This is a genomic window from Virgisporangium ochraceum (assembly GCF_016863655.1).
Lineage (GTDB): Bacteria > Actinomycetota > Actinomycetes > Mycobacteriales > Micromonosporaceae > Virgisporangium > Virgisporangium ochraceum.
Genome location: NZ_BOPH01000105.1, coordinates 131,546 through 143,758 on the forward strand (window position 1 = coordinate 131,546; position 12,213 = coordinate 143,758).

Genomic DNA, 12,213 nt, shown 5'->3' on the forward strand with positions numbered 1-12,213 from the left:
CGAGGCCGGCGGCGTGCTCATAGCTCGAGATCAGGTCGGCCAGGCTGGCGTCGTCGACGGAGGCAGCTATCCCGCGCTCCGGATCGATGCGAGTCGGTACGCACCGTATCGGCCAGCATGCGCGCATCCGCAGCGTCACTCTTGCCCGACGACGCCAGACGTTCCCGGAACCGGTCCGCCTGCAACGGATTCAATCTCCGCGATGACCAGCAGTCGAGGTCCCGTCGCCGACGATCGTCACGCGGTACGTCTCGGCCAGATCGGGGAACCGCTGCCCGAACCACGGATAGGTGGACACCATCGGCCCATGCTCGGTCAGCGGTCACGAGCCGATCGCTGCGACAGCCCTGTGGTGCCCAGGAACTTCCGACCCTGGTGCGGGGTCTCCGTGTAAGCAGTGCCCCGACCGCCCAATGCTGGTCACGGTGACCGTGGCGGTGCAGCCCACGGAGGCCGCGGGCGGCACCACGGTCGATCAGAAACGCAGCCAGCGCTGCGCCGGAACCGGCCCGTCGTGGTCAAACTCGCACGTCCACTGGTGGACGTAGCCCTGGCTGTGGGCTCCGAACTTTTCGAGGCACTTGCTTCCGTTGCGGTTGACGAAGCTGGTCGGACCGTCCGCGGACAGTGTGGTGAACGGCATCGTCCAGTGCTGGTCGACGTACTGGGGAAGGCACCGGTACTGGAACGCGGGCTTGTCCTGTCCGGTCTGGACGACCAGGCACAGTCCGGACCCGCGGTTCTTGAGTTGGTACCAGCTGTTGCGCCACTGGTCGGTACCCATGAAGACATAGTCCCACTGCTGGAAAGCGAACAGAGCACCGCATTCGGCCGTGAACGCGATCCGGCCCTCGGCCTTGTCCCGAACGCCGAGGCAGCTGCCGTCGCCGTTGCTGATGAACGCCGGCGCTGCGGCGGCCGCCGCCGGCGTCGTCGTGGTCGTGCCCGCCAGCAGGACGAGCGCGGCAGCCAGGATCACGGTGGTACGACGAACGATTCTGTGCATGAACACAACCCCCGTTGTGATCGAACCTGTCGGTAGCACGCACCGTTGGCGTTCGGGCGGCGTACCGCGCCGGTGTTTTCCCGACGTTTGACGGTAAGGCCGCGGTGGGTCCCGGGCACAAGGGGCCGGCTGCGTCGGCAATCTGTCGCAACTATCGGCTTTGGCATTTTCTACGCGGCCGGTGTCGACAACCGTCACGTAGATCGAGATCCGGTTCAGTATCGACGTACGAAGAACAACTGGACGAACACCCAGCAGGAGGCGACGAGTTCAACAGCATCGCGGCCACGGCCCTGAGCGGCCACCTCCCAGCCCCGGCGGTGAAGCATCATCGATCAGCGTCTCTCGACACCGTCTGCCGACGACCGTTGGGTACCCCTGCGCTCCAGCATCGAAGGCTGGATCGAGTCGCTCGCGCTGACCTACGCCGCGGCGAACATCGCGGACACCGTCACCGGCTGACCGGCCGGGCCGTCGACGAGATCGACCTGACCGCCATGCACCCGGTGACGGAGGTGAACGGCATCAACACCGGCTGGTGGTACCGCCCTGGCCAGCAACGGGGAGGCGACCCGGCTCGGGCAACGGATCGAACGGATCCCTCTGTCCGTGGCCGGCCCCTGCAAGGCCTGCACGCCAGTCGCTACCGTCCTGCCGCGGTCTGCCTGAGATGACGCCGCCCGGCAGACCATCGCGCTTGACCTCCTGGCGCGGACATCAGCCGCGGAGGTCACCGGACCGGCGCACGAACAGATCGGCTCGATCGACGTCACACAGATCCGCCACGGAGTCGCGGGCGGCTTCCACAACTACGTCGCGTTGCTTCGGTCTCAATCCCCGTCGAAAGCCGATCTCTACTCCTGGACGTCCTTTTCCATGACCGCACGTTGGCAACAGAGGCCATCGCAGCACTCGAAGCCGTGCCGACCACCGGTGTCGCCACCGATCTGGCCATGCTGATCGACAATACGATCGATGATCTGTCCAGCCCTTCGCACGAGTCCGCATCGGCAGCGAGGTAACCCTGTCCAGTGCACCCTCGTCGACATGTCGGCGCAGCAGAGCAGCCGCGTCACCGGGCCGGCCCTGCTGTGCACGGACCGGCTGATTCCGGCAGTCCTGCTCTTGCGTGAGACCGGCACCGGGCGATTGCTCAGGTCATAGCTGCCTGCATCGGAATCCGTTGAGGTAGATGGGGTTCGGCGGTACCGGGGTGCCGGTTCCCACGAATCCGAAGGTGAAGGTGCCGCCGGGCGGAATGATGGCGGTCGAGGTCGGACGGAGGGTCACGGTCGAGCCGGTGATCGTCACGGCGGCGTTCCAGATGTTGTTGATCGTCTCGCCGTTGGTGAACGTCCAGTGGATCCGGTCGACCTGCACCGGCGCGCCGCTGACGTTGCGGATGGTCACCTCGGCCTGGAAACCGCCCTGCCATTGGTTGACCACACGGTAGCTGTACTCGCAGATCGGAGTGTCGGCCGGCGTGGTGACCGTGATCTGCCCGGACGGGTCAGAGATGTTGTTGGCCGCGTCGACGGCGACGACGACCCAGGTGTACGTGGTCGCGGGCGCGAGGTTGACCATGGTGGCCGTGGCGCCGGTGAACGGACCCGTCGCCACGGTGCCGGCCGGGTTGCGCAGGTAGTACGCGGTGACGCCCACGTTGTCGGTGGCGGCGGCCCAGGTGAGGGTGACGGAGGTCGCGGCCACGGCGGTGGCGACCGGTGTGCCCGGCGCGGTGGGCGGGGTCTGATCCTGCGGCGGCGCGGTGGTCACCGTGATCTGCGGCGACGGCTGGGAGTAGTTGGGAACCGCGTCGAAGGCGCGCACCTGGAACGTGTTCGTCGAGCGTGGTGGCAGGTCCGTGATCGTGATCGAGTTCGTGCCCGTGGTCCAGATCCGGATCGGCGCGGCGGAGCCTGGCGGGACCACGGTGGTGACCTGATAGCCCACGACCCCGACATTGTCGGCGGACGGCGGCCAGCTGAGTGTGAACCCGTTCGGCGTGATTGCGGAGGCGACCGGGGTGCCCGGCGCGCTCGGCGGCGTGGTGTCGATCGGGGGGACGTCGTCGGAGATGCGCACATCGTCGAACGACGCGACCGCACCGCGGGCGGCGAAGCCCACCTTGTTCGCCGAGCCGGTCGCAGTCGGGATGGCAGCGACGACCTGCACGCCGGGCGAGGTGCCGGCAACCACCGCGCGGACCTGGTTCGGGAACGACAGGTCCAGAGTGGCGACCTGCCAGGTGCCGATCACCGGCGTGTAGGGCGCGGAAGCGAACACGCTCGTGGCACCGTTCTGGCGGCGGCCCAGCTCCACCCGGTTGGCCGTCAGCCTGAGGAAGGCGTAGTTGTCCGCGTCGAGTGCGTGGAACAACAGCGAGATCGAGCCGTCGGAGCCGAGCCGGCTGTGCGGCTTCAACCTCGCCTGGACGATCGTGCCCAGCGCGGTACCGCGTCCGGCCTCTGCCGCGATGGCCCGCGCGTCACTGCCGGCAGAGGACTGCCGCAGCGCCGGGTTGCCGTCCTCGGCGGCGACAGCCCAAGCGCCGTTGGTCAAGGTCCAGCCGTCGGCGTTGCCGTCGGAGAAGCTGTCCTGGAAGACGGTGGCCGCACTCGCCGCCGGTGCGCCGGCGAACACCAACGCGGCGGCGGCCACACTCACGGCGAAGCCGACCAGCACTCGCCACCCGCGTCGCGAGGAGTCCAGCATGTGCCGACGATAGTTCTCCCATTGGCAACCGTCAATTTAATCTTCGGTCGCTGCTTCGCACTTCCCGCCAGTCAGCCGCGGACCAGGCCGCAAGGGCCGGCGATCTCACCCACCAGGACGCGCGGCGCCGACGGTCGCAGGCACAGGAAGCACTCCTGGTCGGTGTGCGCCTGTGCGGCACGGAGGAGATCACCGGCTTTCGAGGAATCGCGTCGAGGGCTGTTCGGGTCGTGGAGCCGGGTCCTCCAGCGCGCGAGTCCGGCAGGTGGGTCGTGCTTCCCGGCCGTCGATCGACTGGTCGTTCGGTCCTTTACGAGCCGGGCAGCGAGCCATGGCCGGTTCCCTTCGGCCGTTGGCTTACCGCGTGCTGACGTTCATGTGCGCCGTCGGCGATACGGTAAGGGACTCATGCGATGTCCGGAAGCCTGCTCCCGCAACCCCTCGCGTCTTGGAACTCAGTCTTCGCCCGCGGTCAGATCACCCGGCATGACCGTCGCGATGAGGCCGGCCACGAACTGTGGCACATCCTCCGGCAGGAGCGTCAGGCGCGGCTCGTCGTCATCCGGGCCCTGGAAGATTTCGATCGATTGCACGCCCGGGTCATGGGCCGACTCCGCGACGCCAATGATCGTCCATCGGCGATGACGCGGACGGGTGTTGGCAAAATGACTGAAGCGCGGCTCGGCCATCGGTGCTCCTGCCCTCGCACTCACGAATGGAACCCACAGCTTCGGCCCAAGGGGCCACAGTGTCCTCCGGGTTCTCCCGGAGACCAACCCTGAACTTGCCGATCGGCTCCCCCAAGACACGCGTCAGTCCCGCCTACCTGCAGGGCGGCACACCGCACTACGTCGACGCCGTCTTCTGGATCTGGAGCGCCGACCACACGGCGGCACATCGTTCAACGCGCACAGCGCTGCATGAGTGGTCGGCAACGGTGCAGAGCCGTAGGCCTCGAACAGCGCCGCCCGACCGCTTGGGCATTGCCAGTTGGGCCGGCTGGGCAGGATCCAACGGGTAGGGTGACGGCCGCCGGACCATCGACGAATCTGTGAGCTTCTTCGGCGAGTTCCTCACCGCCCCACCGCGAGGCCATGGCGCTCGGTCAGGCGGTTTCAACAGACCAGGGTGATTTCATGCACGGCAAGTTTTCCCGACCCGACCCTCGACCTCTGTGACCTCGATAGCTCCATATACGAGAGTGGCTCCTTCTCAGGTCTGAGGGTTAGGGCGTACGCTGAGCAGCTTTCGCCATCCGGACCGTCTGCATCGCCAACTCCGATCCAAAGAAAGGTTGGATCAGCCTTGACGGCAGGATCTCTGTAGCGCATTTCTGGTGCGATGAATATTTGTTCTACCGTGAGGCCCGGTCGACCGACATAGACGATTTTGGTCTCATTCTTCGAATGAAAACGCGTGGTCCGAGACATCCCCGACTGGACTTCTAGCGTGTCAGCGAACCTATCGTTCGCCGTGACAGGACGGGTCCACCGAGACACGCAGTAACCGGCCAGGAGCACCACGACCAGTAACAAGCCCACAATAAGAGCGATCGCAAACGGTCGTCTCACCCGCACCAGAATGCTGCCGAACCGCTGCTACACAATGTCTAATCAGCCCCTTCAGTTCGTTGCCAACTCACCCATGTAGGGATTCCTGACGAGTTCCTTCTGCGCCGTTGTGGTCCAGCACGCTATTCTGCCCGGAATTGTAACCGTAGGCGAGGAGCTGTACAACGAGATCATGGCAGCCTAGGCGCGGGCCGCTCCCCCCAATGAGCAGAGATCGAGCGACTACCTTGCGAGGCGGGCCCTATTCAACGCAATCTGCGGACCCGACCGGACGGCTCAAGTCGCGTCGGTAGAAGCTGTTCTGACCTAAGCTGTGTTCAGCTTCGTCGTGGAACTCGGAGTTCCGTCTCCCCGGTAGACACCATTACAAGCGAGGACGATCCAGCGTGAAAAGAGTGGTCCTGTGGTTGGGGAGCATAGCGTTTTTATGTTCCTCAGTCTGTGGCTGTTCCTGGGCGTCATAGCGCCATGGCTGGAGTACCAATCAGACACAGACCCCCGGGGCGACTGCCCCTGCTACGACAAATGGCCGTTCAACGGGCAGGAATACTGACATCGGTACGAGCGGACGCGCCCGGTCGCGTCACGACGTCGCCCTGGAGGTCGTAGATCGTCAGGCCGTTGAGTACAGCCAGATCGGCGACGAGGTGGATGACCGCCGGCACCGCCGGGCCATCACCCGCACCAGATCATCGCCCGCATCCCGATCGACGGCGAGCACGTCAAGGTCGAAGCTCACGGACAGATGCTGCCCCAACAGCCCGGTCCGGATCCACTTGCCGGCGGCAAGCAGCCAGCCGCACGATCACCGGCACTTGCGCGCATGTCACCTCACCTCACCCGATGAGTCCCCTTGCATCGGCGTGGACCAGGAGCGGGTGCCGTTCCTTCGGCAGAGCCCGGGAACGCCGCGACCACCAGCACAGCCGGATCACCACCCCGATGTGAGGCCACTCTCCTCGACGGTCACGTACACACCTTCGGCACTGGTTGGATCGTGGCGCGGAACGGCCAGGCCGTGACCGGAAATGGCGCGAAATGCGGAGCACACGGCCATGCGCCGTACCTACTGTCAGCCGCATGACCTGTCGACGCGCCCTCCTGGCTCTGCTGCTGCCGTTTGTCCTCGTCCTTGGTGGGTGCGGCTTGTTCAACTCCGATGATGCGGCGAACGCGGCCGTCGATACGTTCCTCGGCAAGCTCTCCGACGCCGACTACGCCGGGGCCGCCGCCCTGGTCTGCGCGCCCAGCCGTTCGCGTACCACCGCCGACTCGCTAGAAGCGGAGTTCGACCGGTACCCGCGACCGTGGACCTTCGCGATCGACGCCTCGTCGTACGGCTCCGGCGACAGTGGCACCGCCAACGTGACCATCACCCCCGCCGGCGCAGCGGCACAACAGTACAGCGTCGGGCTGATCGATGAGAACGGCTGGGAAATCTGCGACATCACCTCCGGATGGCTGTAGCCCCGATTCCCTCGTCCCGTGCACGGTCACACCGCAGTCCGCGGCGGCCATCGTCAGGCAGTTGCCATGCAGCTTCGAACGATCTTCACAGGATCACGACGGGAGCCTCACCGGCCGGCGGCTAGAGTCGGCCGGTGCGCAGGTTGATGATCATCTTCGTTGCCGTCGCCGTCCTCGCCGGCTGTGCCGAAGATCCTGTTCAGGACGGTGCTGAGCGCTGGTCCCCTACCCCGCAGCTGAGCGCGGGCCCGGGGTGGGACGGCAGGATGGCGGTGGACTTCACGACCGACGACGTCTCCGCACCGGGCTTCAACGACTTCGTCGAGTCGAACCGCCCCGAGTGGGCGAAGTCCGCCGCCACCGCCGGCGCGCAGCTGCTCGACCTCGACCGCGGCTTCGACGGGCCGGTGGAGGTCTACCTGCTCGACGACGGCGAGGTCGTGACGTTCACGCTCACGAGGCTGGGTGACGACTCGATTAGCGCACAGCGGTACCGGCTCGTGTTCGACCGCGGCGACGACGGGCTGCACCGGTTCGTCTCGGGGAAAGCGTCCCAGAAATGCCAGTCCGGCCGTGGCCATCAGAGCTTCAGCGGCGACACGTGTCAATGAACATCCAGGCTCGCCGCGCGTCCGTCCTCGCCCGTGACACGCGACAGAGGCCATGCCAGCTACCGAGAGCCAGCTCGCGCCCCTCCAGCCAGGGCTGACGACCGACAACCTCAACCGGTCAGGCCGAGGGGACACCGGTTGCAGCAAATGACGGCGCCGAAGTGATCAGAACGGCGGAGTCGCACCCCATCCGAGGAGAATGCGCTTGGCGTAGGCGCGGTGGCGGCGGTCGGGATCGTTGGCCAGGACCTCCCTCAGCGGAGGCAGGAGTGCGGGACGGTGGCTGGCGAGCTCCGGCGCGTCGAGGACCAGTCCTGCCGCGACGATCGCGGACCGGCGCACATCGTCGTCCCGGTCGTTGAGGTAGCGGCGGACGGCGTCGAAGATCGCCGGCCGAGCCGCCCTCAATGCGATGACCTCCGGAAGCTCTGCCAGGGCGAAGCCGTGTTTCGCGGCGACTCGTTCGACTTGTGCGCTGACGTCGTCGGCCATGGCGCCAAGCCAGTCCAGCAGCATCGCCCTCAGGGATCGGTTCGTGGTAGGGAGGGCCGAGAAGTTGGCGTTGATGGCCGGGATGGTCCGTGGGTCGTTCAGGATGCCGGCGATGTAGAGGGCGGCGGGAGCGGTAGCGGAGTAGATGGTGTTCTGGTGGTTGACTCGTTCGAGGTGACGCAACGCTGCTGCCCTGACGTCGGGAGCGTCATCGGTCAGCCGGGTCAGTGCCCGGGGGACGTCCTCGGCGCTGCCGTACGCATGGCCCAGCAACGACCAGTTGGTCTGCCGAAGCAGGATCCGTGGGCTCTGCAACCGCGCGCTGAGCGTCCCCGCCTGGACGGCTTCGAAACTGTCCGCCACGCCTGCAGAGTACTGCCAGCGGCGCCACGAACGACGAATCCATCCCCCGACCGGACCGCGGCATGAGCGGATGCTGGTCTTGTCGAGAATGATCAGGTCGGACCCTGCAATTTCTCGCTGATCCAGCGGCGGATCCGAGACGGCTCGGACGCCGCCCGAGCAGTTCGCCGCCGCGGCAGGCGACGAACTCGCCCGGTCCTGGCCATGCTCCGCGAGCGCGTCCGCGGCATCCACCCCTGACGCTCGACCAGCGGTCTCGGCATCGCGCTCGAAGGGCTCGCCGTTCGGTCGGCCATACCGACCACGGTCGTCGGCGAGCCGGGACCGGCACTTCCCGAGCCGACCGACTCGTCGTGGAGATCACCGACGGCGGTGTCGGCGATGCGGCCGTGTCCGTCGGGACCGGCCTACGCGGCCTGGCCGATCGCGTGGAAGCCCTCGACGGCACCCTGCACGTCGGCGACACCCCGGCCGGCGGCACGCGCTGACCGCCCGCATCCCCTACCTATCTCGGGGCCCTCACACCTGAAATAATCGACTTGTATCGATCTTAACGAGATGAGGTGACGCGACATGGCCATTCGGCAGACGCGGCCGTCGGCGATGAGCGGTACGGGTCCGTACGTCACGACCCCCAGGGAGGATCTCGTCACGGTCATGCTGGCGAGCCTGCTGATCGGCGGGTCGTTGGCGGACGCGTGGGCGCACAGCAACCTCGCCTCCGAGTTGGAAACCTTCTTCACGCCGTGGCACGGGCTCCTGTACGGCGGGTTCGCCGCGACCGCCGCCTGGACGATCTGGCTCGCCTTCCGCCGCCGGGGCGGTACGCCACGCTGGTGGCGTGAGGGCTGGCCGGCGGGTTACGCCCTCGGCGCCCTCGGCGCGGTCGGCTTCCTCGCCGCCGGCGTGGGCGACATGCTCTGGCACACGATCTTCGGGGTCGAGGTCTCGCTCGATGCCGTACTCAGCCCCACCCACCTGCTGCTGGCCGTCGCCGGCACGCTGCTCGTCACCAGCCCACTGCGCTCGTGGTGGGCGAGCGGTACCACCCGGTCGCGGGCGCTGACCGGTCTCGCGTCCCTGGGGCTCGGCTCGATCTTCGGCGTGCTGCTGCTCAGCCATACCACCGCGTTCCGTTCCACGGCGGCCACGCGGGCCTACGACTTCGTGACCGGTTCACCCAGCCACCTGGAGGCGTCCTACGGCTCCGCGCGCTACCTGGCAACCACCCTGATCCTGCTCATCCCGGTGCTGCTCGTGCTGCGCCGCCGAGCCGTCCTCGGCACCGCGACCGCGGTACTCGGCGCGATCTTCATATTCCAGCTGGCCCAGTTCAACTTCCCCGCCACGCTGACCCTCGCCGGGATCGGCGCCACCCTCGGGGCGTTCGCCGTCGATGTTCTGGCCGTACGCCTCGACGCGGTCCGCGGCCCGGACGCCCCACTGCGCCTGCCGATCGTCGGCGCCCTGTTCGGCTCGCTGGTGTGGTCGGGGCACCTGCTGGGCCTCGCCATCGGCGACGGGGTCCGCTGGCCGGTCGAGCTGTGGACCGGCAACGTGGTGCTGGCCGCGATCGCCGGCGCGATGATCGGCCTGGTGGCGAGCCCGCCGAGCAAGCCGGTGACGACCGCCTGACCCCTACGCGCCGGTTCCTCGTTCACGCCGGCGCGGTGCCGGGCCTGCCCAGGTGCCGGGCCGGTGTGAACGAGGAACCGGATCGAGCTGTCGACCTCGAACGGCGGGACCCGGAAGCGGCTGCCGGGATTCGCGTGCAGGGTCTTCTCGGTGGGGCCGAGCGCGTCAAACAGTCTCAAGACCGAGTCCGTGGATTGCCTGCGCCGTCCCACCGCGGCAGGAACTCGAACGGCACCGTGATGCGCGCCGCGGTGCCGCAACGAGCCGGATGCCCATCTCACCTCCCTGGGACAGGCCGCAGCAGGCTGACAAACCCATTAGATGAGCATGTGTTCACGAGGTCAGAGGCGCTCCACGCGGTCGGCCTGCGGGCCCCGGTCGCTCTGACGCACCGTGTACCGGACCCGGTCGCCCTGCTGCAGCGGTTCCGACCCGGCGACCACGGACACGTGGACGAACAGGTCGTCGCCTCCGGCGTCCGGGGTGATGAACCCGAACCCGCGGTCGCCGTCGTAACGTGCGACGACGCCCTGGCCCGCGCGTGCGGGCACGCCCCGTGACGGCGGCCTACTCCTGGCGGGTGACGGCCCGGCCGGTGCCGGGCGTCGCGGTGGCGGCACGGGCTCGGCCCCTCGGACCAGCCGCACGTCGCGGGCCTGCGGGCCCTTGTCGCTGCTGACCACCTCGTACGCCACGCGGTCGCCCTCTGTCAGCCAGGTGAGGCCCTCCGCCAGGGACCGGGCGTGGACGAAGACGTCCTCGGCGCCGGAGTCGGGGGCGATAAAGCCGAAGCCCTTGTCCTCGTCGTACCAGGAGACGGTTCCGTCCGCCCCGTCGGCACCGCCTGCCGTGGCGGACAGGCCGGCCCCAGGACCGAGCGGGACGACGTGCGCGGCCTGCGGGCCGCGCTCGCCCTCGACGACGACGAAGGCCACCCGCTGCCCGTCGCTGACCACGCCACCGGTCACGATGGCCGAGCTGTGCACGAAGATGTCGGGGCCGCCGCCGTCCGGCGATGCGAACCCGTACCCCTTGGTCGGCTCGTACCAGGTGACCGTGCCGAGCAGTCCCACGGCACCGCCAGCGGCCTGCTCGGCGGTGACGCGCACGCGCAGCGCCTGGGGACCGCGGTCGTTCTCGCCGGCCTCGAACTCGACGGCCTGGCCTTCACGGAGCACCTTCGAGCCGCCGTCCCCGACGATCTCGGAGGCGTGCACGAACACGTCTGGTGAGCCGTCGTCAGGCGCGAGGAAGCCGAACCCCCGTTCGGCGTCGAACCAGCGGACGATCCCGTGCGGCATAGGAAAGCTCCAGATCGTAGAGCGGCATTGCTCCCAGTCTCGCTGACGTCGTCGTGGCCGGGACCACCGGGACCGGCCACGGTCAGGCGGCTGTCAGGAAGTCGTAGGAGGCCAGGATGCTGGTGGGACGCGGGTGGCGGTCGCGAACGACTCCGACCGGCTCGTCGCGCCGGCCCGCCCGCCGCGCGGCCGACGCCGAGATCGACTCCATGGCCGAGCGCATCGTTGCCTGATGGGCCTGCTCCGCGCCGACGGTGACCGGTCCAGACGCGCCGACACCGTGCCCGGCATGCGGCGCCCCCGCACACGCTGCTCTGCGTCTGCCACTGCGGTCATCCCGCTCCTACGACTACAAGCGCCAGGACGTGACGTGCCCCTGTCTCGTCGGCGCAACGTGGCCTGGTTGTGGTCAGCCCTCGGTAACCGACGGCACATTGACAGCGGCAGATGTGACCGTGTGATCTACGGCGGAGGTTGGTCCCCGTCGCCGTAGTGATGGCCCTCCCGTCCGTCACGGACGTGACAATGGGACATGTTGCTGGGTGAGAAGAGTGCGACGTGGTGTGGTGTTCCGTGGTGTGGCCGGCTCGGCCTGAAGTGTCCGTCACGTACCGCGATGTCATAGCAGCCGTCACCGACGGGGTACTCGGTGACGACGCCGGTCAACCGATGCCGGGCGATCCAGGCCATTGCGTCCTGTCTATTGGAGAACACGCCTGACGCGAACGGCGCACCGTCGCCGTGGAAGATCCACACGTTCGGTGGCTGCTGGTCGTCCGTCACCCGGGCAGCCTCGGCCACAACAGCGTTGTCCCGCAAACAGATTCTGGACCAGCCACACCGTCGGCGGCAGTCGCACGGCATTGGTCGCCCGGCCGCGGGAACCTGGACGCCCTCAACGACATCCTCCGAGGCGGCTTCGGCACCCCGGACAACGGCTGGGTGCTGAGGTGGCTCAACTGCGACCTGCCCAGCGCCGCCTCGGAGACGAGGCGACGGCCCGACGCCTGGAACGCCTGTTCGCCACGTGTCATCCCTCGAACCGTCGCGAT

12 protein-coding genes and 2 pseudogenes are annotated in these 12,213 nt (G+C 67.8%); 4 read left to right on the top strand and 10 right to left on the bottom strand.

Annotation, left to right across the window (positions count from 1 at the left end):
- Positions 1–475: 475 nt before the first annotated feature.
- The 4 genes from Voc01_RS38730 to Voc01_RS54260 all read right to left on the bottom strand — a co-directional run bounded on the left by Voc01_RS38730 (position 476) and on the right by Voc01_RS54260 (position 5,957).
- Positions 476–1,006, bottom strand: a complete 531-nt coding sequence (locus Voc01_RS38730; RefSeq protein WP_203932666.1) for an RICIN domain-containing protein — start codon at positions 1,004–1,006, stop codon at positions 476–478.
- Between the two features lie 1,158 nt (positions 1,007–2,164).
- Positions 2,165–3,721, bottom strand: a complete 1,557-nt coding sequence (locus Voc01_RS38735; protein ID WP_203932667.1) for a cellulose binding domain-containing protein — start codon at positions 3,719–3,721, stop codon at positions 2,165–2,167.
- A gap of 455 nt (positions 3,722–4,176) precedes the next feature.
- Positions 4,177–4,410, bottom strand: a complete 234-nt coding sequence (locus Voc01_RS38740) for a hypothetical protein (RefSeq protein ID WP_203932668.1) — start codon at positions 4,408–4,410, stop codon at positions 4,177–4,179.
- A gap of 1,415 nt (positions 4,411–5,825) precedes the next feature.
- Positions 5,826–5,957 (bottom strand): hypothetical protein, encoded by a 132-nt coding sequence (locus Voc01_RS54260; protein WP_275423795.1) that lies wholly within the window; start codon positions 5,955–5,957, stop codon positions 5,826–5,828.
- 415 nt (positions 5,958–6,372) lie between these two features.
- On the opposite strand from Voc01_RS54260, the gene Voc01_RS38745 reads away from it, so the two are divergent.
- A complete protein-coding gene (locus Voc01_RS38745) occupies positions 6,373–6,759 on the top strand; it encodes a hypothetical protein (protein WP_203932669.1) in 387 nt (128 codons plus the stop codon).
- A 134-nt stretch (positions 6,760–6,893) separates the two neighbouring features.
- On the top strand, positions 6,894–7,370 hold the full coding sequence (locus Voc01_RS38750) for a hypothetical protein (protein WP_203932670.1): 477 nt from the start codon (positions 6,894–6,896) through the stop codon (positions 7,368–7,370).
- A gap of 165 nt (positions 7,371–7,535) precedes the next feature.
- On the opposite strand, the gene Voc01_RS38755 is transcribed toward Voc01_RS38750, so the two are convergent.
- A complete protein-coding gene (locus tag Voc01_RS38755; RefSeq protein WP_203932671.1) occupies positions 7,536–8,459 on the bottom strand; it encodes a hypothetical protein in 924 nt (307 codons plus the stop codon).
- Positions 8,460–8,578: 119 nt separating this feature from the next.
- On the opposite strand from Voc01_RS38755, the gene Voc01_RS54265 reads away from it, so the two are divergent.
- Together Voc01_RS54265 and Voc01_RS38760 are read left to right on the top strand one after the other, a co-directional pair.
- Positions 8,579–8,713 carry a hypothetical protein gene (locus tag Voc01_RS54265; RefSeq protein WP_275423796.1) on the top strand — a complete coding sequence of 45 codons (135 nt, stop codon included), beginning with the start codon at positions 8,579–8,581 and terminating at the stop codon, positions 8,711–8,713.
- An 85-nt stretch (positions 8,714–8,798) separates the two neighbouring features.
- Complete coding sequence (locus tag Voc01_RS38760; RefSeq protein ID WP_203932672.1) at positions 8,799–9,860, top strand: hypothetical protein; 1,062 nt, start codon at positions 8,799–8,801, stop codon at positions 9,858–9,860.
- Positions 9,861–10,201: 341 nt separating this feature from the next.
- Here the strand turns inward: Voc01_RS38760 and Voc01_RS54840 are convergent, their stop codons facing one another.
- The 5 genes and pseudogenes from Voc01_RS54840 to Voc01_RS55075 form a co-directional block, all read right to left on the bottom strand.
- Complete coding sequence (locus Voc01_RS54840) at positions 10,202–10,720, bottom strand: cold-shock protein (protein WP_275423801.1); 519 nt, start codon at positions 10,718–10,720, stop codon at positions 10,202–10,204.
- A gap of 15 nt (positions 10,721–10,735) precedes the next feature.
- Positions 10,736–10,927 (bottom strand): annotated as a pseudogene (locus Voc01_RS38770) (cold-shock protein); the annotation flags it as partial.
- A 36-nt stretch (positions 10,928–10,963) separates the two neighbouring features.
- Positions 10,964–11,161: pseudogene (locus Voc01_RS38775) on the bottom strand (cold-shock protein); the annotation flags it as partial.
- An 82-nt stretch (positions 11,162–11,243) separates the two neighbouring features.
- Positions 11,244–11,372 carry a hypothetical protein gene (locus Voc01_RS54275; protein WP_275423797.1) on the bottom strand — a complete coding sequence of 43 codons (129 nt, stop codon included), beginning with the start codon at positions 11,370–11,372 and terminating at the stop codon, positions 11,244–11,246.
- Positions 11,373–11,623: 251 nt separating this feature from the next.
- Positions 11,624–12,025, bottom strand: coding sequence for a DUF7710 domain-containing protein (locus Voc01_RS55075; RefSeq protein ID WP_445009834.1), 402 nt, complete (start codon positions 12,023–12,025; stop codon positions 11,624–11,626).
- Positions 12,026–12,213 lie beyond the last annotated feature (188 nt).

Bases quoted from the DNA above. Each gene is read 5' to 3' on its own strand.
- Voc01_RS38735 (WP_203932667.1), bottom strand. From the start codon at position 3,721: ATGCTGGACTCCTCGCGACGCGGGTGGCGAGTGCTGGTCGGCTTCGCC.
- Voc01_RS38730 (WP_203932666.1), bottom strand. From the start codon at position 1,006: ATGCACAGAATCGTTCGTCGTACCACCGTGATCCTGGCTGCCGCGCTC.
- Voc01_RS55075 (WP_445009834.1), bottom strand. From the start codon at position 12,025: ATGCCGTGCGACTGCCGCCGACGGTGTGGCTGGTCCAGAATCTGTTTG.
- Voc01_RS38740 (WP_203932668.1), bottom strand. From the start codon at position 4,410: ATGGCCGAGCCGCGCTTCAGTCATTTTGCCAACACCCGTCCGCGTCAT.
- Voc01_RS38745 (WP_203932669.1), top strand. From the start codon at position 6,373: ATGACCTGTCGACGCGCCCTCCTGGCTCTGCTGCTGCCGTTTGTCCTC.
- Voc01_RS38760 (WP_203932672.1), top strand. From the start codon at position 8,799: ATGGCCATTCGGCAGACGCGGCCGTCGGCGATGAGCGGTACGGGTCCG.
- Voc01_RS54275 (WP_275423797.1), bottom strand. From the start codon at position 11,372: ATGGAGTCGATCTCGGCGTCGGCCGCGCGGCGGGCGGGCCGGCGCGAC.